At 66.1% G+C, this 22793-nt stretch carries 21 protein-coding genes; 14 read left to right on the plus strand and 7 right to left on the minus strand.

The annotated features are described in order from the left end of the window. Nucleotides 1–200 precede the first annotated feature (200 nt). From ASD94_RS11795 to ASD94_RS11815, 5 genes are all read left to right on the plus strand, one after another. The gene (locus ASD94_RS11795) at nucleotides 201–959 is read left to right on the plus strand and encodes a TSUP family transporter (protein WP_015012153.1); all 759 of its coding nucleotides are present in this window, start codon (nucleotides 201–203) and stop codon (nucleotides 957–959) included. Nucleotides 960–1220: 261 nt separating this feature from the next. Continuing rightward, nucleotides 1221–1985, plus strand: coding sequence for an ABC transporter substrate-binding protein (locus ASD94_RS11800; protein ID WP_056057476.1), 765 nt, complete (start codon nucleotides 1221–1223; stop codon nucleotides 1983–1985). A gap of 127 nt (nucleotides 1986–2112) precedes the next feature. Further along, nucleotides 2113–2895: an amino acid ABC transporter permease gene (locus ASD94_RS11805; RefSeq protein ID WP_056643061.1), complete on the plus strand. Its 783-nt coding sequence runs from the start codon at nucleotides 2113–2115 to the stop codon at nucleotides 2893–2895. Then, nucleotides 2892–3644: an amino acid ABC transporter ATP-binding protein gene (locus ASD94_RS11810; protein ID WP_056643064.1), complete on the plus strand. Its 753-nt coding sequence runs from the start codon at nucleotides 2892–2894 to the stop codon at nucleotides 3642–3644. The genes ASD94_RS11805 and ASD94_RS11810 overlap by 4 nt, the downstream gene beginning before the upstream one ends. An 83-nt stretch (nucleotides 3645–3727) precedes the next feature. Continuing rightward, a complete protein-coding gene (locus ASD94_RS11815; protein WP_056643069.1) occupies nucleotides 3728–4615 on the plus strand; it encodes a DMT family transporter in 888 nt (295 codons plus the stop codon). 117 nt (nucleotides 4616–4732) lie between these two features. Here ASD94_RS11815 and mrdA read toward each other — a convergent pair whose 3' ends face one another. The 4 genes from mrdA to ASD94_RS11835 form a co-directional block, all read right to left on the minus strand. Next, the gene (gene mrdA / locus ASD94_RS11820; protein ID WP_056643612.1) at nucleotides 4733–6673 is read right to left on the minus strand and encodes a penicillin-binding protein 2; all 1941 of its coding nucleotides are present in this window, start codon (nucleotides 6671–6673) and stop codon (nucleotides 4733–4735) included. 178 nt (nucleotides 6674–6851) lie between these two features. Continuing rightward, the gene (mreD, locus tag ASD94_RS11825; protein WP_056057460.1) at nucleotides 6852–7370 is read right to left on the minus strand and encodes a rod shape-determining protein MreD; all 519 of its coding nucleotides are present in this window, start codon (nucleotides 7368–7370) and stop codon (nucleotides 6852–6854) included. Nucleotides 7371–7413: 43 nt separating this feature from the next. Continuing rightward, nucleotides 7414–8337 carry a rod shape-determining protein MreC gene (mreC, locus tag ASD94_RS11830; protein WP_056643071.1) on the minus strand — a complete coding sequence of 308 codons (924 nt, stop codon included), beginning with the start codon at nucleotides 8335–8337 and terminating at the stop codon, nucleotides 7414–7416. A 130-nt stretch (nucleotides 8338–8467) separates the two neighbouring features. Continuing rightward, complete coding sequence (locus ASD94_RS11835) at nucleotides 8468–9511, minus strand: rod shape-determining protein (RefSeq protein ID WP_008907364.1); 1044 nt, start codon at nucleotides 9509–9511, stop codon at nucleotides 8468–8470. 207 nt (nucleotides 9512–9718) lie between these two features. On the opposite strand from ASD94_RS11835, the gene gatC reads away from it, so the two are divergent. Genes gatC through gatB form a run of 3 tightly spaced genes read left to right on the plus strand, consistent with a single transcriptional unit; the run spans nucleotide 9719 to nucleotide 12977 of the window. Continuing rightward, entirely contained in the window at nucleotides 9719–10018 is a 300-nt protein-coding gene (gene gatC, locus ASD94_RS11840; protein ID WP_056643074.1) for an Asp-tRNA(Asn)/Glu-tRNA(Gln) amidotransferase subunit GatC, read from the plus strand. 12 nt (nucleotides 10019–10030) lie between these two features. Further along, nucleotides 10031–11524, plus strand: a complete 1494-nt coding sequence (gene gatA / locus ASD94_RS11845; RefSeq protein ID WP_056643077.1) for an Asp-tRNA(Asn)/Glu-tRNA(Gln) amidotransferase subunit GatA — start codon at nucleotides 10031–10033, stop codon at nucleotides 11522–11524. A gap of 1 nt (nucleotide 11525) precedes the next feature. Then, a complete protein-coding gene (gene gatB, locus ASD94_RS11850; RefSeq protein ID WP_056643079.1) occupies nucleotides 11526–12977 on the plus strand; it encodes an Asp-tRNA(Asn)/Glu-tRNA(Gln) amidotransferase subunit GatB in 1452 nt (483 codons plus the stop codon). Between the two features lie 123 nt (nucleotides 12978–13100). Here gatB and ASD94_RS11855 read toward each other — a convergent pair whose 3' ends face one another. Both ASD94_RS11855 and pyrE read right to left on the minus strand, forming a co-directional pair. Continuing rightward, nucleotides 13101–13796, minus strand: a complete 696-nt coding sequence (locus ASD94_RS11855) for a DUF4124 domain-containing protein (protein WP_200954228.1) — start codon at nucleotides 13794–13796, stop codon at nucleotides 13101–13103. A gap of 5 nt (nucleotides 13797–13801) precedes the next feature. Further along, nucleotides 13802–14500 carry an orotate phosphoribosyltransferase gene (gene pyrE, locus ASD94_RS11860; protein WP_056643087.1) on the minus strand — a complete coding sequence of 233 codons (699 nt, stop codon included), beginning with the start codon at nucleotides 14498–14500 and terminating at the stop codon, nucleotides 13802–13804. A 10-nt stretch (nucleotides 14501–14510) separates the two neighbouring features. Between pyrE and ASD94_RS11865 the strand changes: the two genes are divergently transcribed. From ASD94_RS11865 to ASD94_RS11880, 4 genes are all read left to right on the plus strand, one after another. After that, entirely contained in the window at nucleotides 14511–15314 is an 804-nt protein-coding gene (locus tag ASD94_RS11865; protein ID WP_056643614.1) for an exodeoxyribonuclease III, read from the plus strand. A gap of 19 nt (nucleotides 15315–15333) precedes the next feature. After that, nucleotides 15334–17241 carry a GspE/PulE family protein gene (locus tag ASD94_RS11870; protein WP_056643090.1) on the plus strand — a complete coding sequence of 636 codons (1908 nt, stop codon included), beginning with the start codon at nucleotides 15334–15336 and terminating at the stop codon, nucleotides 17239–17241. A gap of 238 nt (nucleotides 17242–17479) precedes the next feature. Then, a complete protein-coding gene (locus ASD94_RS11875) occupies nucleotides 17480–18118 on the plus strand; it encodes an MBL fold metallo-hydrolase (protein WP_056643093.1) in 639 nt (212 codons plus the stop codon). A gap of 244 nt (nucleotides 18119–18362) precedes the next feature. Beyond that, nucleotides 18363–19463: a GGDEF domain-containing protein gene (locus ASD94_RS11880; protein ID WP_056643097.1), complete on the plus strand. Its 1101-nt coding sequence runs from the start codon at nucleotides 18363–18365 to the stop codon at nucleotides 19461–19463. An 18-nt stretch (nucleotides 19464–19481) separates the two neighbouring features. On the opposite strand, the gene ASD94_RS11885 is transcribed toward ASD94_RS11880, so the two are convergent. After that, nucleotides 19482–20333 carry a M48 family metallopeptidase gene (locus tag ASD94_RS11885; protein WP_056643100.1) on the minus strand — a complete coding sequence of 284 codons (852 nt, stop codon included), beginning with the start codon at nucleotides 20331–20333 and terminating at the stop codon, nucleotides 19482–19484. A 130-nt stretch (nucleotides 20334–20463) separates the two neighbouring features. On the opposite strand from ASD94_RS11885, the gene ASD94_RS11890 reads away from it, so the two are divergent. Further along, nucleotides 20464–21858 (plus strand): AmpG family muropeptide MFS transporter, encoded by a 1395-nt coding sequence (locus ASD94_RS11890; protein ID WP_056643103.1) that lies wholly within the window; start codon nucleotides 20464–20466, stop codon nucleotides 21856–21858. 170 nt (nucleotides 21859–22028) lie between these two features. Next, nucleotides 22029–22751, plus strand: coding sequence for a response regulator (locus ASD94_RS11895; RefSeq protein ID WP_056643106.1), 723 nt, complete (start codon nucleotides 22029–22031; stop codon nucleotides 22749–22751). Nucleotides 22752–22793: the final 42 nt, after the last annotated feature.

Below are 22793 nucleotides of genomic sequence, written 5' to 3' on the forward strand. Positions count from 1 at the left end.
CCCTCGCGAGTCGGTGGTAGTGCGGATCGGGATGGGCCGCAAGGCGCCTTTTCACAGCCAATAGCCCGGCTATTGGCAAGAAAAGCAACGCAGCGGACCGCGCGAGGCCGCGCTATCACCGACCGCAGGGAGTTGTGCAGGCCTTCCCTAGATCCTGAACGGTCCTGAATCGATAGCAAGCCCGGTGCGACAATCCTGCGATGGAATGGATTTTGATGACCCTGGCCTCGCTGCTCGCGGGCTTTGTGGATGCGATCGTGGGAGGCGGTGGACTGGTGATGGTGCCCGCGCTGTTTGCGGCTTTTCCGGGGGCGCCCCCGGCAACGCTGCTGGGCACCAACAAGGCGGCCTCGGTGTGGGGCACGGCCATGGCCACTTGGCAATACAGCCGCAAGGTGCAGATCCGCTGGTCGGCCATGCTGCCAGCCGCGGCCGCCGGTTTTGCCGGGTCGTTCGTGGGTGCCTGGGCCGTCACCGTGGTGTCGGCCGACTTCTTGCGCAAGCTGCTGCCCCTGGTGCTGCTGGGCGTGCTGCTCTACACACTGGCCAAGAAGGAGCTGGGGCGGCACCACACACCCCGGTTTGCGGGCCGGGCCGAGGTGATCGCCGCCTGCCTGATTGGCGTGCTCATCGGCTTTTATGACGGGTTCTTTGGCCCGGGTACGGGCAGCTTCTTCGTCTTCTTGTTCGTGCGGCTGCTGGGTTACGACTTTCTCAATGCATCAGCCTCGGCCAAGCTGCTCAACTGCGCCACCAACATTGCCGCCATTGCGCTGTTCGCCGCCAAGGGCCATGTGTGGTGGCACTTTGCGGTGACACTGGCCGTGGCCAACGTGCTGGGCAGCCTGCTGGGCACGCACATGGCGCTCAAGCATGGCACTGGCTTTGTGCGGGGGATCTTCATCGTGGTGGTGAGCACGCTGATCCTGAAGACAGGGTACGACGCTTTCCTGCGGTAGGCCTGCTCTTCACGCACCAGGGGTCGGTTGCCAGGGTGGCACCCAACTTGCGACGCGCTGCACGGCCTACCACCAGGGCGCTCCGAGGTCATCGGGGTTGCCCTGCATGGCCCGGATGTGAACGTGCGTCCTATAATTTCTGCACGTTTCCGTTTGATGACGGGGCCCCTCGCCAACGGCGATGCCCTTATTCACCCGTTCCGGCCTGCCTACCCGCAGGCCGGATTTTTTGTACCTGAACCACCCCCACAGGAACCTGTCATGCAATTTTTCAAGTCTGCCGTTGTCACCGCCGTGGCACTGTGCGCTGCCCTCGCCGTCCAGGCCCGCACGCTGGACGAAGTCAAGAAGGACGGCAAGATCATCGTGGCCACCGAGGGCCAGTTTGCCCCGTTCAACTACTTTGAAGGCACCAAGCTGACAGGTTTCGAAGTGGAAGTGGCGGAGCTGGTGGTCAAGAAGATGGGCCTGAAGCTCGAATGGAAGACCCTGGGCTTTGACGCGCTGCTGACCGGCCTGGGCCAGAACCGCTGGGACGCCGTGATCGCCTCGCACGGTGTGACCGACGAGCGCTCCAAGGCCGTGACCTTTGCCAATCCCCACTACTGCTCGGGCGGGATCATCGTGGCCATGGACGACAAGATCCGCAACGCCAAGGACCTGACCGGCAAGGTCGTGGCCGTGCAGACCGGCACCAGCTACCTAGAGCAGGTCAAGAAGGTCAGCGGCGTGAAGGAAGTGAAGAACTTCCCGCAAGACACCGACGCCCAGCGCGCCCTGATCTCCAAGCGCGTGGACGCCTGGGTCAGCGACAAGTTCGTGGCCAAGGAAGCCGCCGCCAAGAACGCCAAGGCCGGCTTCAAGCTGGGTGACATGCTGTTCATCGAGCGCATCGCTCCCGCCATGGCCAAGGGCAACACCGGCCTGGCCGATGCCTGGAACAAGGCGTTCACCGAAGTGCTGGCCGATGGCAGCTACGCCGCCGTCTCCAAGAAGTATTTCAACGAAGACGTGCGCTGCAACTGATGTGATGGCACATGGGGTGCGCAGAAGGCCGGGAGCCTCTGCGCACCTTTTGCCTTTTGTGGCGGCATAGGGCAATGTTCCCGCCGCCCACCCGATTTCCAACCAAGACCTTCTGGTCGTCCGATCCATGCTTCTCGCTCTTTGGCCACAAGGCTGGTCCCGACAGCAGCGCAGCAATGCCACGCTGGTCGCTGCACTGGTGGTGATGGTGCTGGCTCTCTCGCTGCTGGGCCACCTGCTGTCGTTCTTTCCCGACCCCATCGGCCCCAACGCCCAGGCGTTTTCTGAAGGTGCGCGCACCACGCTGTGGCTCACGCTGGTCAGCGGTGCCGTGGGGCTGGTGCTGGGCACGGCAGCGGCGCTGGCCCGCACGGCCCGCTGGACGCCCGTGCGCTGGATTGCTGGCGTGTACATCTGGGCCATTCGCGGCACCCCGCTCTTGGTGCAGATCCTGTTTGTGTACTTTGCGCTGCCGGTGCTGGTGCCGGGGCTCAACCTGCCCGACTTTGCGGCCGCCGTGGTGGCCCTGGGACTGAACGTGGGCGCGTACAACGCCGAGGCCCTGCGCGCGGGCCTGCTGGCCGTGCCGCGCGGGCAGACCGAGGCCGCCCGCGCATTGGGCCTAGGCCGCATGCATGTATTCATGGATGTGGTGTTTCCGCAGGCGTTCAAGATCTCGCTGCCGCCGCTGGTGAGCAACTTTGTGGCGCTGCTCAAGGACTCGTCGCTGGCCTATGCCATTGGTGTGGTGGAACTGACCAACGTGGGCAACCGCATCCAGTCGGCCACCTTCCAGCCCATCGCCACGCTGACCACGGTGGCCATCACCTACCTGCTGCTGACAACGCTCGTGACACAAATCTCCAACGCCGTCGAGTACCGCTTTGACGTGGAGGGCCGCAACCAATGAACCCCCACACTCAACCCAAGCCCTACATCGTGGCCGAGCGGGTGTGCAAGTCGTTCGGCTCGCACCAGGTGCTCAAGGATGTCTCTACCGTGTTCCACACCGGCGAGGTGACGGTGATCATCGGCGCCTCGGGTTCGGGCAAGAGCACGCTGCTGCGCGCCATCAACCGCCTGGAGCCCCACGACAGCGGGCGCATCACCATCGATGGCGTGGAGGTGTGCGATGACATCAGCACCCTGCAGCGCCAGCGCTGCGAGGTGGGCATGGTGTTCCAGCAGTTCAACCTGTTCGGCCACATGAGCGTGCTGGACAACGTGACCCTGGCCCCCCGCCGCATCCGCCGCACGCCGCGCACGCAGGCCAACGACGAAGCCATGCAGCTGCTGCGCCGTGTGGGCATGCAGGACCACGCACACAAGTACCCCTGGCAGCTGTCGGGCGGGCAGCAGCAGCGGGTGGCCATTGCGCGGGCGCTGGCCATGCAGCCCAAGGTGATGCTGTTTGACGAGCCCACCTCGGCGCTGGACCCCGAGATGGTCAAGGAAGTGCTGGACGTGATGCGTGGCCTGGCCCGTGGCGGCATGACCATGATCGTGGTCACCCACGAAATGGGCTTTGCGCGCGAGGTGGCCGACCGCGTCATGTTCTTCGACCAGGGCCGCATCGCCCACGATGCGCCTCCGCAGGAGTTCTTCAGCAACCCGGCCAACGACCGTATCCGGGCGTTTCTGGGCCAGGTCAGCCACTGACCCGGGGCCGCGCCGCGCTGCGACGCCAAGGCCGCCGGGCAACCGGCGGCCCTTTTTCTTTTTTGGTTGGGGGATTTCTTTCGATGCGTACTGAACGCTGGGGCCTGATGGCCCTGCTGGCCGTGACCGTGGTGTGGGGCACCACCTTCCCGGCGATGAAACTGCTCTCGGCGCACCTGGACGCGCTGCAGATCATCTGGCTGCGCTTTGTGATTGCGCTGGTAGTGCTCGCACCCCTGTGGCGCGGCATGCTGCGCCACGAGCGGCGCTGGGGCTGCGCTTTAGGCCTGCTGCTGTTCCTGGCGTTCTGGCTGCAGATCGAGGGCCTCGCGCGCACCAGCAGCAACCGCAACGCGTTTGTCACCGGCCTGAACGTGCTGGTGGTGCCGCTGATCGCCATGGCGGCGCTGGGACGGCGCTACGGCTGGCGGCTGTGGGCCGCCTGCATGATGGCACTGGCGGGCATGGCGCTGATGTTCCACGAGAACGAGCCCTGGAACCTGGGCGATACGCTGACGCTGGCCAGCACCGTGTTCTACGCGCTGTACATCCTGGCGCTGGAAGAGTGCGCGCGCCGCACGGCCGCGCAGCCCCTGCGCGCCACCCGCATGGCCGCCGCACAGGCCACGGTGATGGCGCTGGCCTCCAGCACACTGCTGCTGGTGCAAAGCGGCAACATGGAATGGGTGCGCTCCGTCGCCCACTTGCCGGCGGACGCCTTGGTGGCCCTGCTGTACCTGGGCCTGCTCGCGAGCGTGGTGGTGGTGACGCTGCAGGCCTGGGGCCAGCAGCGCGTGGACGCCATGCGCAGCGCCATCGTGTTCGGGCTGGAGCCAGTGTTTGCCGCGCTCACGGCGTGGGCACTGTTGGGCGAGCAGATGGGCTGGGCCGGGCTGAGCGGGGCAGCGCTGATGGTGGTTGCGCTGGTTTTCAGCCAGCTCCAGCCATCACCGCGCGCAGCCCCTGCGTAGCTCCATCGACGGACAAGCCCGCAGGCATCCTGTGTCAGCTTTTGAAGCCAAAAGACCCGATAGCGCTAGTCGGTATTGCGTCAATTGCTATGTATTTGGGAGCAATCAGGCATTCCATCAAGGTGCCACCAACGGTACCTCGTCGACCTTGCGGGGCTTGCCCATGGGCGCACTGGCCAGGCCCTTCTGCACGGCGGCGATGTCTTCTTCGCTGGGGTACTCGCCCATCAGCCAGTAGTCAAACACGCGCCGCGCAATCGGGGCGGCATGGGCGGCGCCAAAGCCCGCGTTCTCGACGATGGCCGCCAGTGCGATGGTGGGATTCTCGGCGGGGGCAAAGGCGGCGAACAGCGAGTGGTCGCGCTGGTGTTCTTCGAGCGCCCTGGCGTTGTACTTCACGTTCTGGCCCAAGCTCACGGCCTGGGCGGTGCCCGTCTTGCCGGCCGAGGTGTAGGGCGCGCCCATGAACACCCGCGTGCCCGTGCCGCCCTTGTTCACCGCCACCAGGGCATTGCGCACCAGCTCCACGTTCTTGGCCTGGTAGCCCAGGTTGATGCCGGGGGGCTGCACGATCTCGGTGATGGCGCCGGTGACCGCATTCTTCACCGCCTTGGCCATGTGCGGGCGGTAGCGGATGCCGCCATTGGCCAGCGTGGCCTCAGCGAGCGCCAGCTGCAGCATGGTGAAGTTGTTGTAGCCCTGGCCAATGCCTAGCGACACGGTTTCACCCGGGAACCAGCGCTTCATGTCGGCCCGCTTGTAGGTGTTGCGCTTCCATTCGGTGCTGGGCAGCGTGCCCCGCACTTCGCCGTTGAGGTCGATGCCCGTGGACTGGCCGAAACCCAGCGGCTTCATGAAGTCGTGGATGGCGTCCACGCCCATGTCCACGGCCAGCGAATAAAAGTAGGTGTTGCTGGAGAACTGGATGGCGCGGTGCATGTCCACACCGCCCAGGCCGCCTTCGTGGCTGCGGAAGGTGTGGCCGCCAAAGGTGTAGAAGCCGGGGTCGTTCACCACCAGACTGGGCGAGCGCTTGTTCAGCTGCAGGGCCGCCAGGGCCATGAAAGGCTTGTAGGTGGAGCCGGGTGGGTAGGTGCCGCGCAGGGCGCGGTTGAGCAGCGGCTTGTCGATGGACTCGTTGAGCGCGGCCCAGTTTTCGGCATCAATGCCTTCGACGAACAGGTTGGGGTCGAAGGTGGGCTTGCTCACCAGCGCCAGAATTTCGCCGTTGCGCGGATCGATGGCCACCAGCGCGCCCCGGCGGCTGCCGTACAGCTCTTCGATGAGCTTTTGCAGCTTGATGTCGATGGACAGCATCACGCTGTCGCCCGGGGTGGCCGCGTGGCTGGAAAGCTTGCGCACGGCACGGCCGCCCGCCGAGGTTTCCATCTGCTCCACACCGGTCGCGCCATGGAGGGCCGACTCGAAGCTGTGCTCGATGCCCAGCTTGCCGATGTATTCCGTGCCCCGGTAGTTGGCCTCGTCTTCCGAGTCCTGGATGCGGGCCTTCTCGGTCTGGTTGATGCGGCCGATGTAGCCAATCGCATGGCTGGCCACGTCGCCCAGCGGGTAGTTGCGGAACAGCCGCGCCTTGATGTCCACGCCCGGAAAGCGGTAGCGCTGGGCGGTGAAACGCGCCACCTCCTGGTCGGTCAGGCGGGTGCGGATGGGCAGGGATTCGAAGTTGCGCGACTCTTCCATGAGCCGCTTGAAGCGGCGGCGGTCGCGCGCCTGGATGTCCACCACCTTGGACAGGGCGTCGATGGTCTCGTCCAGCACCCCCGCGCGCGAGGGCGTGATCTCCAGCGTGTAGGCCGAATAGTTGGTGGCCAGCACCACCCCGTTGCGGTCCAGGATGAGCCCCCGGTTGGGCACGATGGGCACCACGGCCGTGCGGTTGCTTTCGGCCTGGGCTGCCAGGTCCTCATGGCGCACCACCTGCAGGTACACCAGCCGCGCTGCCACCATGCAGAACGCCGCCATCACCACCAGGCCCACCACCACGGCGCGGACCCGGAACCGCGAGGCGTCGGCTTCGCTGCTGCGCACCTCGGTCATGACCATCCCCCCGAAGACACGGCCCAGAAACTCGCTGCCCGTGCGAGTGGCGCGGACCAGGCCAGGGGATACCGGGCAAGCGCCGCCCCGCCGCGAGCGCGCCGCCCCACCGCCCGCAGTGCACAGCGCTGCGAGAGAAGGGGGAAGCGGCGCAGCCGCTCAGGGGGTTGCCTCATGTTCACAAGGGTCGGTTCTGGTCTTTGTCGGGCGGGCGGCGCTGGGGCGCCAGCAGCACCCAACTGGCCAGGGGCCACAGCAGCGCCTCCAGGAACGGGGCCAGAAAGCTCCAGAACCCCGGGAAGATCCCACCTGCGGCCATGCGCAGCAGCAGCTCGATGGCATGGGCAACGGCAAACAACGGAAACACTTGCAACGCCTGCGACGGCACACTGAACCACAGCAGGCGGCGGTGGATGGCAATGGCACCGAACGACAGCACGGTGTAGGACAGCGCATGCTGGCCCAGCAGCGCAGACTGGCTCACGTCCATGCACAGGCCCAGCACAAACGCCGCGCCCATGCCAATGCGCAGCGGCTGGTGCACACCCCAGAACACCAGCAGCACCATCAGCAGATCGGGCATCCACACTACGCGGCCCAAAGGCAGCATGTTGATGGCCAGGCCCGCAGCCAGACTGGCCCATATGAACACCGGGTTCACCGGCATCAACAGGGGTTCACCCCGCGGCATGATCATCGCGGGCCTCCTTGTGTCGGGGTCATCGGGGTGAGGCAGTGGCTCATTTGCGGCCTCCGCGTTTGGTCGCAGGCGCGGCCGGGGCCGCATCCGGGCGGGGCAATTCGTTGTCGCCCAGCGGCTTGAGCACCACCACGTGGCGCGCGCCCTGCACCTGGGCCAGCGGAGCGCAGTAGATGCGCGCAAAGGCAGAGTCGGCCCGTCGCTCCACCTTCACCACGCGTGCCACGGGCAGGCCGGGGGCGTACAAGCCATCCACGCCGCTCGTGGTCAGCAGGTCGTCTTCGCGGATGTCGGCGTTGGCGGGCATGAAGCGCAGCTCCATGCCGCCGCCATGGCCTGCCACCGGATCGCCGTAGGCCACGCCGCGCACACCGGTACGGATGTTGAGCACCGGAATCGCCTGATCACGGTCCACCAGCAGCGTCACTTCGCTGACCAGCGGAAACACGCGGGTGACCTGGCCCAGCACGCCGGCCTCGTCCATCACGGGAGCGCCCAGCTCCACGCCGCCCAACTGCCCTCGGTCCAGCACCACCCGGCGCGTGTAGGGGTCGGCGGTGTCGTAGATGACCTCGGCCGCCTGTGCGGGTGTCTGCAGCCGGTCGCGCAGCTCCAGCAGTTTGCGCAGCCGCTGGTTTTCCATGGCCAACTGGTCGGCCTGGTTGGCGCGCTGGCCCATCACGGTCATCTGCTTGCGGGCGGCATCCAGGCCTTCTTGCGCGGTTTGCAGCGACTGGAAATAGCTGCGCCCGTGGCTCGCGAATTCCACCGGCTGCAGCATGAGCCACTGCACCGGGTACAGCACGGTGGCCACGGCCTGGCGGAAGGGGCCGGTGATCTGAAAGCGTGCATCGGCCACCATGAGGAACAGCGCCAGCGCACTGAACACGGCCAAACGCGACAGGGCCGAAGGGCCCTGTTTGAAGAAAGGGGGAGCGCTGCGCTCCAGAGTACCCAGGGGCATGGTGCGCAGCGGTCAGTGTCTGCCGCGGGGAGCGGGCTCCACGGGCGGGTGCTCAGAAACAAGCATTGGAGCAGGGGCAGTCATGCAATTCGGAGCGCAAAAAGTGCCTGCAGCATACAGGCCTGCCGGCTTACTCGCTCGTGAAAATGCTGCCCAGGCGGTCCATGCGCTCCAGGGCGATGCCGCAGCCGCGCACCACGCAAGTCAGCGGGTCTTCGGCCACCAGCACGGGCAGGCCGGTTTCTTCGGCCAGCAAGCGGTCCAGGTCGCGCAGCAGCGCGCCGCCGCCGGTCAGCATCATGCCGCGGTCGGCAATGTCGGCGCCCAGCTCGGGAGGGGTCTGTTCCAGCGCGTTCTTCACGGCCGAGACGATCTGGTTGAGCGGGTCGGTCAACGCCTCCAGCACTTCGTTGCTGGAGATGGTGAAGCTGCGTGGCACGCCTTCGGACAGGTTGCGGCCCTTGACTTCCATCTCGCGCACTTCGGAGCCTGGGAAGGCGGAGCCGATGTTCTTCTTGATGGCTTCGGCCGTGGGCTCACCGATCAGCATGCCGTAGTTGCGGCGGATGTAGCTGATGATGGCTTCGTCGAACTTGTCACCACCCACGCGGACGCTGCCCTTGTAGACCATGCCGCCCAGCGAGATCACGCCCACCTCGGTCGTGCCGCCGCCGATGTCCACCACCATCGAGCCCGAGGCTTCCGACACGGGCAGACCGGCGCCGATACCGGCGGCCATGGGTTCTTCGATCAGATAGACGGCCGTGGCGCCTGCGGCCTCGGCTGCGTCCTTGATGGCGCGGCGCTCGACCTGGGTGGAGCCGCAGGGCACGCAGATGATGATGCGCGGGCTGGGGGTGAACAGCGTGCGCGGGTGCACCATCTTGATGAACTGCTTGATCATCTGCTCGGTGATCACGAAGTCGGCAATCACGCCGTCCTTCATCGGGCGGATGGCTTCGATGTTGCCGGGCACCTTGCCCAGCATGGCTTTGGCCTCGTGGCCTACGGCCTGAATGACTTTCTTGCCGTGCGGACCGCCTTCGTGGCGGATGGCGACGACAGAGGGCTCGTCGAGCACAATGCCTTTGTCGCGGGCGAAGATGAGGGTGTTGGCTGTGCCAAGGTCAATGGCCAGGTCGGTGGAGAAGTACCGACGGAAAGCTCCGAACATTCAAAAATCCTCTCGGGCACGGCATGCGCGTCGGCTTGCCGTCGCCAGGTATTCAGGGGGGTGTTTATGGGCTTTTTTCGCACAACGCCTGGCGGTTTCGAGGCTATTGCGGCAAAGCCGGGATAATACCCCATCCCCTGTGAATAACTCCCTCCGGCGCAGCCTGGATCACAGCTTTACTTCTGGTTTCTCTAGATTCTCCTCCCTATGGCACTGACCCCCCAGGACATCGGCCGCATCGCTAATTTGGCACGGCTTGAGCTGACACCTTCCGAAAGTGAGCGCATGCTTACGCAGCTCAATGGTTTCTTTGACATCGTGGAACAGATGCGGGCTGTGGATACCTTGGGCGTCACGCCCCTGGCCCACCCCGTGGCCGCCATCCAGGACGTGCAGCTGCGCCTGCGCGAGGACGTGGCCAGCGAGCCCAACCAGCGCGAAGCCAACCAGCAAAGCGCCCCCGCCGTCGAACGAGGCCTGTTCCTCGTGCCCAAAGTGATCGAATAAGACCCCCTCCGCATGACTTCCACCGCATTGCATGACCTGGGCGTGGCCCAGCTGGCCACCGAGCTGCGCGAGCGCCGCGTCTCGGCCGTCGAGGCCGCCCAGCATTTCCTCGCCCGCGCACAGGCCCACCAGAACCTGGGCGCCTACGTGGCCGTGAACCCCGACACCACCCTGGCCCAGGCCCGCGCACAGGACGCTGCCATTGCCGCAGGCACTGCCGGCCCCCTCGCGGGCGTGCCGATTGCGCACAAGGACATCTTCGTCACCAAGGGTTTCCCCAGCACCGCCGGCTCCAAGATGCTCGCGGGCTACCAGTCGCCGTTTGACGCCACCGTGGTCACCAAGCTGGCCGACGCGGGCGCTGTAACGCTGGGCAAGCTCAACTGCGACGAGTTCGCCATGGGCTCGGCCAACGAAAACTCGGCCGTTGCCCCCGTGGGCTTTGACGCCCCCGCGCCCGTGCGCAACCCCTGGGCCACCGACCGCATCCCGGGCGGCTCGTCCGGCGGCAGCGCCGTGGCCGTGGCCGCGCGCCTGGCACCGGCCGTCACTGGCACCGACACGGGCGGCTCCATCCGCCAGCCCGCCTCGTTCTGCGGCATCACCGGCATCAAGCCGACCTATGGCCGCGCCAGCCGTTACGGGATGATCGCTTTCGCCTCCAGCCTCGACCAGGCGGGGCCGATGGCCCGCTCGGCCGAAGACTGCGCACTGTTGCTGTCCGCCATGTGCGGCCCCGACCCGGACCGCGACTCCACCAGCCTGGACGTACCCGCCGAGAACTTCAGCGCCAAGCTCAATGACAGCATCGACGGCCTGCGCATCGGCATCCCCGCCGAGTTCTTCGGTGAAGGCCTGGCACCCGATGTGCGCGCCGCCGTGGATGGCGCCCTCAAGGAATACGAAAAACTCGGCGCCAAGCTCGTGCCCATCAGCCTGCCGCGCACGCAGCTGTCCATCCCGGTCTACTACATCATTGCCCCAGCCGAGGCGTCATCCAACCTCTCCCGCTTTGACGGCGTGAAGTTCGGCCACCGCGCCAAGGATTACACCGACCTGGTGGACATGTATAAGAAAACCCGTGCCGAAGGCTTTGGCGACGAGGTCAAGCGCCGCATCATGATCGGCGCCTATGTGCTGAGCCACGGCTACTACGACGCCTACTACCTGCAGGCGCAGAAGATCCGCCGCATGATCGCCGACGACTTCCAGAACGCGTTCAAGGACTGCGACCTGATCGCGGGCCCCGTGGCCCCCACCGTGGCCTGGAAGCTGGGCGACCACGGCAACGACCCGCTGGCCGACTACCTGGCCGACATCTTCACCCTGCCCGGCTCGCTGGCCGGCCTGCCTGGCATGAGCGTGCCCGCTGGTTTTGGTGAGGGCGGCATGCCCGTGGGCCTGCAGCTGTTGGGCAACTACTTCCAGGAAGCCCGCCTTCTGAACGCTGCGCACCGCCTGCAGCAAGCCACCGATTTCCACCTCCGCCAACCCGGAGGTCTGTGACATGACGACCAGCAAATTGATCCACGGTTATGAAGTCGTCATCGGCTTCGAAACCCACACCCAGCTCGCCACACAGAGCAAGATCTTCAGCCGCGCCCCCACGGCCTTCGGCGCAGAGCCCAACACCCAGGCCTGCGCGGTGGACCTGGCCTTGCCCGGCACCCTGCCCGTGATGAACCGCGAGGCTGTGGCCTGCGCTATCAAATTGGGATTGGCCCTCGGCTCCCACATTGCGCCTGTGAGCATTTTTGCGCGCAAGAACTACTTCTACCCTGACCTGCCCAAGGGCTACCAGATCAGCCAGTTCGAAATCCCCGTGGTGCAGGGTGGCGAGGTCGAGTTCTTTCTCGGTGAAGAGAAGAAGACCGTGCGCCTGGTGCGCGCCCACCTCGAAGAAGATGCGGGCAAGTCGCTGCACGAAGACTTCATTGGCCAATCGGGCATCGACCTGAACCGCGCCGGCACGCCGCTGCTGGAGATCGTGACCGAGCCCGACATGCGCTCGTCCGAAGAGGCCGTGGCCTATGCCAAGGAGCTGCACAAGATCGTGACCTGGATCGGCATCTGCGACGGCAACATGCAGGAAGGCAGTTTCCGCTGCGACGCCAACGTGTCCGTGCGCAAGCCCGGCCAGCCACTGGGCACGCGCCGCGAGATCAAGAACCTGAACTCGTTCAAGTTCATGCAACAGGCCATCGATTACGAAATCCGCTGGCAGATCGAGCAGATCGAAGACGGCCACGCGATCCAGCAAGCCACCGTGCTATTCGACCCCGACACGGGCGAAACGCGTGCGATGCGCACCAAGGAAGACGCGGCCGACTACCGCTACTTCCCCGACCCAGACCTGCCACCGCTCCATATTTCAGAGCAATGGGTGCATGAAGAACGGGCACAAATGGCCGAATTGCCTCGCAGCATGGCGGCACGCTTCGTGGCCGACTATGGCCTGCCCGAATACGACGCCACGACGCTCACGCAGAGCAAGGCCATGGCGGCTTACTTTGAGACGGCGGCCAAGGCCTGCGGCCAGCCCAAGCTGACCAGCAACTGGATCATGGGCGAGGTATCGCGCCGCGTGAATGCGGGCGAATCCAGCATCGAGCAGACCCCCGTCATCGCCGCCCAACTGGCCGCGTTGATCGGCCGTATTGCCGACGGCACGATCTCCAACAACGCCGCCAAGCAGGTGTTTGATGCGCTGTGGACCGGCGAATCGAACGACGTGGATGCCGTCATTGAATCCAAGGGCCTCAAGCAGATGAACGACTCCGGCGCGCTGGAGAAGATCATCGACGAGGTGATTGCCGCCAACCCCGACAACGTGGCCCAGTTCCGCGCGGGCAAGGACAAGGCGTTCAACGCACTGGTCGGCCAGATCATGAAGGCCAGCAAGGGCAAGGCCAATCCGACGCAGGTCAACGAGTTGCTGCGCGCCAAGCTGGCGGGCTGACGCGCAACGCTGGATCGAAGCCACCACAAAAATAACAAAGGGCCGTGAGGCCCTTTGTTATTTGCGCTTCGGTTGGACTCTCTGTGCCAAGGGCGGAGGCGCGCCCTCCTCAGCGCGCACACCTCACCGCGTGGGGGCGGATGCGGCGTCGCTGGCAGGCGCTGCGCCCGGCAAGGGCATGCGCTGGGCATCCCACAGCTTGCGCAGCTGGGCCAGCTCCACATCAAAGCGCTGGTGCACACGGCGCTTTTCCTGGTCTTGCCCGGCAATGAATCGCTGCTGCTCGGCAATGCTTTCTTCGTTCTCGGCGATCTTGCGGCGCAGCGACATGGGGGCCTTGGTGGGGTCCTTCTTGTAGAACTCCATCTCCACATCAAAGGCTTTGCGCTGTTGCGCCAGCTCGACCAGACGCTTTTCGGCCGTGGCGGTCACGTCGTCCACCAACTGGATGGCCGCGGCGCGCTCCACATCGTGCGTGGCCTTGTCGGGGTAGCGGGCCGTCAGCGCGCGTTCGCGGCGGCGCTCTTCCAGCTCGCGGGCACGGGCCTCGGCCTCCTTGCGGCGCTGGACCTCTTGCGCCGCCCGCTCTTGCTCGGTCAGCGAGGGGCCGATTTGCCGCCGCACGATGCCCGAAGGTCCCAGCTCTCGCTGCTCACGGTCCATGCATTCGGCGATCGGGCGGTCGGCGGTCAGGCGCCGGCCATTGCGGTCCACGCAGGTGTAGATGCCACTGGAAGTCCCAGGGGCCTGCGCCCACGCCACATCAGCGCCCAGGGTGGCCAATAAAACCCCGCCCATGATCCACGCCGATTTGCTCAAATCATCTACCCCTCATTGACGCCATACCGCTGGCGGTAGGCCAGCACTTTTTCGTGGTGGGAACGCATCCCCTCTTCCCCATTTTGCTCAAGAAATAGCAATAAGTCTGCCAGCCGTGCAATGGCGCACACCTGCATGCCCAATTGCCCGCGCACGTATTGCACGGCGCTGTGGTCCACGTCCTGGCCATTCTCCGTGGCTTTTTCCTGGCGGTCCAGTGCAATAGCCACCGCATGGGGCGTGGCACCGGCGGCGCGGATGATGGCAATGGACTCGCGGGCGGCCGTGCCGGCCGACATCACATCGTCCACGATGAGCACCCGGCCCTTGAGGGGCGCGCCCACCAGGGTGCCGCCCTCGCCATGGTCCTTGGCCTCCTTGCGGTTGTACGCAAAGGGCACGTTGCGGCCCAGGCGCGCCAGCTCCACCGCCACCGTGGCGGCCAGCGGAATGCCCTTGTAGGCGGGGCCAAACACCATGTCGAATTCGATGCCGCTGGCCAGCAGGGCTTTTGCATAGAATTCCGCGAGCCGCCCGATCTTGCGGCCGTCGTCGAACAGACCGGCATTGAAAAAATAGGGGCTCAGACGCCCTGCCTTGGTCTTGAATTCACCAAACCGCAGCACGCCGGACTCGACGGCAAAACGGACGAAATCCTGCGCCAGCTGGCCCTGTTCGGGGGTTTGCACGCCAACATCCACCATGGGGAAATCCTTGTTCAAGTTAACCAGCCTCAATCTCAATGGCATCCGCTCAGCCACCAGCAAAGGCGTGGAAAGCTGGATGGCAGCCACGCGGCCGGATTGTATTTGTGTGCAGGAAGTGAAGGCCCAGGCGGCCGACATGGCCAACCGGTTCGAGCGCCTGGCCGAGCTGCAGGGGCACTTTCACTTTGCCCAGAAAAAGGGCTATTCGGGCGTGGGCGTCTACACGCGGCACGAGCCGTCGGATGTAGTCATTGGCTATGGATCGGCAGAGTTCGATGCAGAAGGCCGATATGTCGAGCTGCGTTTTGACACGCCCGCCCGCAAGCTGTCGATCATCAGCGCGTACTTTCCCAGCGGCTCCTCGGGCGAAGAGCGCCAGCTGGCCAAGTTCCGCTTTCTGGCCGAGTTCCACCCGCACCTCATGCGCCTGAAGGCCGAGCGCGAGTTCATCCTGTGCGGCGACATCAACATTGCGCACCAGCAAATCGACCTCAAAAACTGGCGCAGCAACCAGAAGAACAGTGGTTTTTTGCCCGAAGAACGCGCCTGGATGACAAAGTTGTTGCACACAACTGATGAAGGCGGCGGCATCATAGACGTTTACCGTCAGTTACAACCCACCGCCACCGACACCGCCTACACCTGGTGGAGCAACCGCGGGCAGGCCTATGCCAACAACGTGGGTTGGCGGCTGGACTACCACCTGGCCACCCCTGCGATCGCGGCGCTGGCGCGCGCAGAACATATTTACAAGGGCGAAAAGTTCTCGGACCACGCACCCATCACGGTGGACTACGCACTGACCCTGTAAGCCCCAGACCCCCATCCCGATGACCGACGCCAGTACCTCCGCACCGCCCCCCGCCCACAGCTTTCGCCCCCAGAGCGCCGAGGCGCTGTGGCGCCAGATATCCACCCCCCACCCCACGGTGGGCAAGGCGCGGCACCTGGGCGAGGCGCTGGTGCATGCAGGTCTGCTGTCCACACCCGCCCTCGCGGAGGGCCTGCGGGCGCAGCAGGAGGAGCGCGGCAACGGCGTGCAGCGGCCCATCGGCCAGATCCTGGTGGACCGGGGAGCCCTCACCCAAGACCAGCTGCGCAGCGTGATTGCGACCTGGCTGGGCGAGTACACCGTGCACCCCGGCGACATCGCGCCCGAGGCGTCGGCCCTGGCCCTCATCCCCCGTGCCGTGGCCGAACGCGAATCCGTGCTGCCCCTGATCGCCCGCGAGGACGCGCTGGTGCTGCTGATGGCCGACCCCTGGGACCGCCTGCTGATCGACGAAATCCGCTTTTTGACCCAGCGGCGGCTGATTCCGCTGCGGGCGGCGCCCGGCACGCTGATGCCTGCCATCCACAAGGCCTACCGCACCCACCCCACGGACACGGGCGGCGCGGCGTCGGGCGCACGCGCCACCTCGCAGGAGTTGCTGACCAACCTGAACACCACGTCGCCAGACGCCGACACCGAACAGGCCGACGTGATCAGCGAGTCGGACAACACCCTGGTGCGGCTCATCAACTCGGTGATTGACGAAGCCATCAGCCACCGTGCGTCGGACATCCACATCGAGACCGAGCCCGCCCCGCACAACGTGCGCGTGCGCCTGCGCATCGACGGCGACCTGGTGCCCTACCTGGAGCTGCCCGCGCGCTACCGCTTTGCGATGGTGGCTCGCATCAAGATCATGGCCAGCATGGACATCTCGGAGCACCGCAAACCGCAGGACGGCAAGATCGACTTTGCCCGCTTTGGTGGCCCCCCGGTGGAGCTGCGCGTGGTGACCGTGCCCACCTCGCGCGGGCTGGAGGATGTGGTGCTGCGCCTGCTGGCGGGCGCCAAGCCGCTGCCGCTGGAGAACATCGGCCTGAGCCAGTCCAACCTGCTGGCACTGCGCGCGGTGGTGCAGAAAAGCTATGGCCTGGTGCTGGTGTGCGGCCCCACGGGCTGCGGCAAGACGACCACGCTGCACTCGGTGGTGCGCGACATCAACACCGCTGGCCGCAAGATCTGGACAGCCGAAGACCCCATCGAGATCACGCAGGAAGGCCTGCGCCAAGTGCAGGTAAACCCGCGCATTGGCTGGACCTTTGCCGCCGCCATGCGCACCTTTTTGCGCGCCGACCCTGACGTGATCATGATCGGCGAGATGCGCGACGAAGAGACGGCGCGCATCGCCATCGAGGCCTCGCTGACCGGCCACCTGGTGCTGTCCACGCTGCACACCAACTCGGCGCCCGAAAGCATCGCGCGCCTGCTCGAAATCGGCCTAGACCCCTTCAATTTCTCGGACTCGCTGCTGGCCATCCTTGCGCAGCGCCTGGTGCGGCGCCTGTGCACCACCTGCCGCGAGCCGCGCGTGGCCGACGATGACATGCTGGCGGGGCTGGCATCGCAGTACCTCGAAAGCGGCACCCACAACACCGCCGAGGCACGCCACGCCCAGATCGCACTGTGGCGCCAGCAATATGGCGACACCCAGGGCGAGTTGCGGATGTGGCGCCCCGTGGGCTGCACCAAATGCGAAGGCCATGGCTACCACGGCCGTCTGGGGATTCACGAGCTCATGATGAGCGACGAAACCATTCGCCAGCACATCCGCCACCGGGCCCCCGCCTCGGACATCCGGCACTCGGCCCTCGCAGCGGGCATGCTCACCCTGCGCCAGGACGGCATCGACAAGGTGCTGCAGGGGCTGACCGACATGAGCGAAGTGGTGGCAGCGACCAACCTCTAGGGCCCTCCGCAAGAATCACCGCGCCGTGGGCTTCTGCGGTCTCGGGCGGTCTGCGGCGTGGCAAACACTCGCTACAGCTATTGCTGCGTCTTGCGCTGGCCGCCCCTCCCGATGCGCAGCACACGCGCCCTGTGCGAAACTCGTCGCTATCGCCTTCTGGCCCTGCCGCCACCGCGCGAACCCGCCGCCGCAACCATTGCAAGCGGCGCTGGCGCGTCGGGCTTCTGCCTTCCACCCCATGCTCCGCTACCTCACCGTCCCAGTTACCCCTTTCCAGCAGAACGCCTCGATCGTCTGGTGCGACGCCACACGGCAGGCCGCCGTGATCGACCCAGGCGGAGACCTGGACACGCTGCTGGCCGAGGTTGAAAGGCTGGGGCTGCAGCTCGCCCAGATCTGGCTCACCCACGCCCACATCGACCACGCCGGCGGAACGGGCGAACTGGCCCAGCGCCTGTCGCTACCCATCGTCGGCCCCCACCCGGGCGACCAGTTCTGGATCGACGGGCTGCCGCAGCAAAGCGCGATGTTCGGCTTTCCGCCCGCACAGCACTTCACCCCCACACGCTGGCTGCACGATGGCGACACCGTGCAGATCGGCAACGAGACCTTGAACGTGCGCCACTGCCCCGGCCACACGCCCGGACACGTGGTGTTCCACGCGCCGCAGATCGACCGCGCGTTTGTGGGCGACGTGCTGTTTGCGGGCAGCATTGGGCGCACGGACTTCCCCCAGGGCAACCACCAGCAGCTCATCGACAGCATCACGCAGCGGCTGTGGCCCATGGGCAACCAGACGGTGTTCATTCCGGGCCATGGACCGGAGAGCACCTTCGGGCGCGAGCGGCAGGGCAACCCCTACGTGGGCGGGACCTGAGCGCTGATCGCTATCACTCCTTTATTGATAGCACATTAGGCATATTGCACTAGCGCATCCGGCTGATTGGGGTTGAAATGGGTTGCAAGAGGCGGCTCCAGGCGTCTGTGGCGTGCTCTGCGCCGCCGGCGACGCAGCGGCGATCAAGCCCGGGGATACCGGCCAGTTCGCCGCACCCCCGACACCGCCGGGGGCTACGATGGTGTGGTTTGCCACCTCTGCGGGCCGCCCATGCCCTTGTGCCATGACCCCATCCAACGCGTCGCGCCCCCCGCTTGAACCCCAGCGTGGCTCCAGCCTCGCGGGCAAGGCTTACTGGGCCATGGTGCAGCGGGTGGCGCTGACAGCCGCCACCATCGATGCGGGCTACATCCTGCTGTTTCTCTGGCTGGGCTCGATGCCGCTGGCGGCCATCAATGTGCTGAGCATCGCCATGTACCTGGGCGCCCACTGGCTCATCCAGAAGCGCTACAACACCGCAGCGCTGGCACTGATCTGGCTGGAGGTGATCGGGCACTCGGCACTGGGCTCGCTGCTCATCGGCTGGGAGAGCGGCTTTCACTACTACCTGCTGATGTTCATCCCCGCCATCGTGATCGCCAACACACGCGGCTATGCCACGCCCATGGTGCTGGCCCTGCTGGCTTACTACCTGGGCCTGCACATGCTGAGCGACGCCGTAGGGCCGCTGGACCCGTTGCCTGCCCAGAGCGTGAAGATCGTGAACTGGGTGCACATCTGCGTGGTGTTTGCCATGTCGGCAGCGCTGTCGGCTTTCTACCGCCGCACCATCCTCATTGCCGAGGCGCGCCTGCGCAAGCAGGCCACGCGCGACCCGCTGACCGGCCTGGCCAACCGCAGCCACTTTGACGCACAGGCCACCGAGGCGCTGGAGCGCAGCCAGCGCAGCGGCATGCCCGTGACGCTGCTGCTGTGCGACGTGGACCACTTCAAGCGCGTGAACGACCAGTACGGCCACGCCGTGGGCGACCAGGTGCTGGTGGCCATGGGCCAGGTGCTGGCCGACAACCTGCGTGAGGGTGATGTGCTGGCGCGCTGGGGCGGTGAAGAGTTTTTGGCGCTGATGCCCGCCAGCCCGCTGGACGCCGCCAGCGCCACGGCCGAACGCATCCGCGCCGCCGTGGCCCGGGCGCCGCTGCCGGTGGGCACTGCGCCCATTGCGCTGACGCTGTCGTTTGGGGTGGCCCAGGTGCACGGGCCGGACGATCTGCAGGCCGCCATTGCCCGCGCAGACCAAGCGCTGTACGCTGCCAAGCACGCGGGGCGCAACCAGGTGCAGCTGGCGGGTGCAAACGCCACCGACACCGTGGCGGCCAGCGCTTAAATACACTGGCTCAGCGGTTCAACCGTTGCGGCGCGCGGCCTCGTACAGGCCCTGCACCTTGGGCACGTTCAGCTCCAGTTCGCGGATGCGCGCGGGGCCCGAAGGGTGGGTGGACAAAAACGCCAGCCCACCTTGTTTGCTGCCACTGGCATTGCCCATCTTCTGCCAAAGGCTCACAGCCGCTGAGGGCTGGAAACCAGCACGCGCGGCCAGCTCCAGCCCCACCAGATCGGCCTCGCTCTCGTCGGACCGGCTGAACTGTAGCGTAAGCAACTGCCCGCCCAAGCCCGCCGCCGCCTGCCCCAAGTCGCCCAGCCCCAGCAGCTGCGAGCCCAGGCGCAGCGCCAGGTTGGTGCCCTGCGTCTTGGCGATGCGCTCGCGTGCGTGTTCACGCAGCGCATGGGCCATCTCGTGGCCCATGACCATCGCAGTCTCGTCGTCGGTGAGTTTGAGCTGGTCGAGGATGCCGGTATAGAACGCAATCTTGCCGCCGGGCATGCAAAACGCATTGATCTGCGAGCTGCCGATCAGGTTGACCTCCCAGCGCCACTGGCGGGCGCGGTCGTTCCAGGGCGTGGCGTACGGGATCAGCCGCTTGGCGATGGCGTGCAGGCGCTGCAGCTGGGGGTGGTTGTCGGGCGCCAGCGCGCGCTTGGCGCGGGCCTGCTCCAGCATCTGGCGGTACTGCTGGGCGGCAGACTGCTCCAGCGTTTCGGCGGGCACCAGCTTGCGCAGGCTGGAGGACGAGCCCACGTCCACCTGCGCCAGCACCGGCGCAGCCGCGCTGGCACCCGCCGCCAGCAGAAACGCGCGGCGTGCGGACCAGGGGGACGACGGCGCGACGGAGGGAGCGGGGCAGAAAAGACACATACAAGGCAATCCCAGAAGGAATAATGAGCAGCGCTGGCACACAACACACCAGAACCTGCCGCGCAGATGGAGGCTGACAGGATGGCTACAAGGATGCGTCGGCGATGATAGACAAAACCCCCGCTCACCCATGTCAGACACCTCCACATCTTCCACCCCCAGCCTCGCTCCCGCTACCGCCGCGGACAAGCCCCCGCGCACCCCCTGGCTGCAGACCCTGCGCGTGTACTTGGAGCCCGCCAGCCTGCGCATGCTGACGCTGGGCTTCTCGGCCGGGCTGCCGCTGCTGCTGGTGCTGGGCACGCTGAGCTTTCGCCTGCGCGAGGCGGGCATCGACCGCAGCACCATCGGCTACTTGAGCTGGGTGGGCTTGGCCTACGGCTTCAAGTGGGTGTGGGCGCCGCTGGTGGACCGCATGCCCATCCCGGGGCTCACGCGGCTGCTGGGGCGGCGGCGCAGCTGGCTGCTGCTGGCGCAGCTGGTGGTGGTGGCGGGCCTGGTGGGCATGGCCCTGGCCGACCCGCGCCTCACCCTCGGGCCCATCGTGTGGTGCGCCCTGGCCGTGGCGTTCGGATCGGCCACACAGGACATTGCGCTCGACGCCTTCCGCATCGAATCGGCCGATGCCAACCACCAGGCCGCGCTGGCGGCGTCGTACCAGACGGGTTACCGGCTGGCGATGATCTGGGCAGGTGCCGGAGTGCTGTGGATTGCCGCGCGCTCCGAGGTCGCGCCCGCCGTTGGCCAGGCCTTTGCACAAGGTGCCGCCGCGTACCAGAACGGCGCTTGGCAGGCCGCGTACCTGGCCATGGCGGCGTCGATGGCGGTGGGCGTGGTCACCGTGCTGTTCTCGCGCGAGCCTGCGCCGGTGGCGCTGCCGCCGGCCAAGAACGCTGCCGAGTGGATTCAGGGCGCGCTGGTGGCCCCGTTTGCCGACTTTCTGCGCCGCTACGGCTGGCACGCGGCGCTGATCCTGGCGCTGATTGCCGTGTACCGCATCAGCGACGTGGTGATGGGCATCATGGCCAACCCGTTCTACGTGGACATGGGTTTCACCAAGGATGAAGTGGCCGCCGTGACCAAGATCTACGGCGTGATCATGACGCTGGCAGGCGCCTTCGTGGGCGGCGTGTTGTCCATGCGGTTTGGCGTGATGCGCATCCTGATGCTGGGCGCCATCCTGAGCGCCGCCAGCAACCTGCTGTTCGCCTGGCTGGCGGGCCACGGGCACGACGTGACGGCGCTGATTGCCGTGGTGTCTGCCGACAACCTGGCCAGCGGCATCGCCTCGGCCGCGTTCATCGCCTACCTGTCGAGCCTGACCAACGTGAGCTATTCGGCCACGCAGTACGCGCTGTTCAGCTCGATGATGTTGCTGCTGCCGAAGTTTGTGGCGGGCTTCTCGGGCGACTACGTGGATGCGTTTGGCTACGCCCAGTTCTTCACCTCCACGGCGCTGCTGGGGCTGCCGGTACTGGTACTGGTGTGGCTGGCGTCACGCATCCAGAAGGACGGAGGCGCCTGATGCATTTGCCTCGAATGCTATTGAATTAGCAGCAAACATTGAAGCCTTTCGCCACCCGGTTTACCGGAACTTTACGGGGGCTTCAACACGGGGAGACGGCTCGGTCGGACCATGGGGGCAGTTTTCGAGAGCCTGTTCACAGTCTCTCAGCCCACTACTACACTGCCCCCATGAGTTCCCAACTGCTGATGATCGAAGACGACGCCCGCCTCGCGCAGATGGTGGGCGAGTACCTGGGCCAGTCGGGCCTGCAGGTCACGCACCGTGCCGACGGCAAAAGCGGCCTGGCGCAGCTGCAAGGCCCCGATGCCGGGCCACTGCCCGATCTGGTGATCCTGGACCTGATGCTGCCCGACATGGATGGGCTGGAAGTGTGCCGCCGCATCCGTTCGCTGCAGGGCAACGCGGCACAGGTGCCAGTGCTCATGCTCACCGCCAAGGGCGACCCCATGGACCGCATCATCGGGCTGGAGCTGGGCGCCGACGACTACCTGCCCAAGCCTTTTGAGCCCCGCGAGCTGCTGGCCCGCATCCGCGCCATCCTGCGCCGGCGCACAGATGGCGGAGGCGCCGCAGCCGCCACCCAGGTGCTGCGCTTTGGCACGCTCGAGATTGACCGCGACGCGCGCACCGTGACCGTTGCCGGGCAGGCGGCGGACCTCACCTCGTACCAGTTCGACCTGCTGGTGGCGCTGGCCGAGCGCGCGGGCCGGGTGCTCACCCGCGACCAGATCATGGAAGCCGTGCGCGGCCGCGAGCTGGAGGCGTTTGACCGCTCCATCGACGTGCACATGGGCCGCATTCGCGCGGCCATCGAAGCCGACGCCAAGAACCCGCGCCGCATCCTCACGGTGCGTGGTGTCGGGTATGTGTTTGCCAAGCAGCAAGATTGATCGCTGACGCAGGCCCCCGCTGCCTGCGCTGACGCCCCACGC

Origin of the sequence: Acidovorax sp. Root70 (genome assembly GCF_001428225.1) — a bacterium.
Taxonomy (GTDB): Bacteria; Pseudomonadota; Gammaproteobacteria; order Burkholderiales; family Burkholderiaceae_C; genus Acidovorax.

What these genes read in the sequence shown, in the direction of transcription:
- ASD94_RS11795 (WP_015012153.1), top strand. Translation starts at nt 201, where the DNA reads ATGGAATGGATTTTGATGACCCTGGCCTCGCTGCTCGCGGGCTTTGTG.
- ASD94_RS11800 (WP_056057476.1), top strand. Translation starts at nt 1,221, where the DNA reads ATGCAATTTTTCAAGTCTGCCGTTGTCACCGCCGTGGCACTGTGCGCT.
- ASD94_RS11805 (WP_056643061.1), top strand. Translation starts at nt 2,113, where the DNA reads ATGCTTCTCGCTCTTTGGCCACAAGGCTGGTCCCGACAGCAGCGCAGC.
- ASD94_RS11810 (WP_056643064.1), top strand. Translation starts at nt 2,892, where the DNA reads ATGAACCCCCACACTCAACCCAAGCCCTACATCGTGGCCGAGCGGGTG.
- ASD94_RS11815 (WP_056643069.1), top strand. Translation starts at nt 3,728, where the DNA reads ATGCGTACTGAACGCTGGGGCCTGATGGCCCTGCTGGCCGTGACCGTG.
- mrdA (WP_056643612.1), bottom strand. Translation starts at nt 6,673, where the DNA reads ATGACCGAGGTGCGCAGCAGCGAAGCCGACGCCTCGCGGTTCCGGGTC.
- mreD (WP_056057460.1), bottom strand. Translation starts at nt 7,370, where the DNA reads ATGATCATGCCGCGGGGTGAACCCCTGTTGATGCCGGTGAACCCGGTG.
- mreC (WP_056643071.1), bottom strand. Translation starts at nt 8,337, where the DNA reads ATGCCCCTGGGTACTCTGGAGCGCAGCGCTCCCCCTTTCTTCAAACAG.
- ASD94_RS11835 (WP_008907364.1), bottom strand. Translation starts at nt 9,511, where the DNA reads ATGTTCGGAGCTTTCCGTCGGTACTTCTCCACCGACCTGGCCATTGAC.
- gatC (WP_056643074.1), top strand. Translation starts at nt 9,719, where the DNA reads ATGGCACTGACCCCCCAGGACATCGGCCGCATCGCTAATTTGGCACGG.
- gatA (WP_056643077.1), top strand. Translation starts at nt 10,031, where the DNA reads ATGACTTCCACCGCATTGCATGACCTGGGCGTGGCCCAGCTGGCCACC.
- gatB (WP_056643079.1), top strand. Translation starts at nt 11,526, where the DNA reads ATGACGACCAGCAAATTGATCCACGGTTATGAAGTCGTCATCGGCTTC.
- pyrE (WP_056643087.1), bottom strand. Translation starts at nt 14,500, where the DNA reads ATGGTGGATGTTGGCGTGCAAACCCCCGAACAGGGCCAGCTGGCGCAG.
- ASD94_RS11870 (WP_056643090.1), top strand. Translation starts at nt 15,334, where the DNA reads ATGACCGACGCCAGTACCTCCGCACCGCCCCCCGCCCACAGCTTTCGC.
- ASD94_RS11875 (WP_056643093.1), top strand. Translation starts at nt 17,480, where the DNA reads ATGCTCCGCTACCTCACCGTCCCAGTTACCCCTTTCCAGCAGAACGCC.
- ASD94_RS11880 (WP_056643097.1), top strand. Translation starts at nt 18,363, where the DNA reads ATGACCCCATCCAACGCGTCGCGCCCCCCGCTTGAACCCCAGCGTGGC.
- ASD94_RS11885 (WP_056643100.1), bottom strand. Translation starts at nt 20,333, where the DNA reads ATGTGTCTTTTCTGCCCCGCTCCCTCCGTCGCGCCGTCGTCCCCCTGG.
- ASD94_RS11890 (WP_056643103.1), top strand. Translation starts at nt 20,464, where the DNA reads ATGTCAGACACCTCCACATCTTCCACCCCCAGCCTCGCTCCCGCTACC.
- ASD94_RS11895 (WP_056643106.1), top strand. Translation starts at nt 22,029, where the DNA reads ATGAGTTCCCAACTGCTGATGATCGAAGACGACGCCCGCCTCGCGCAG.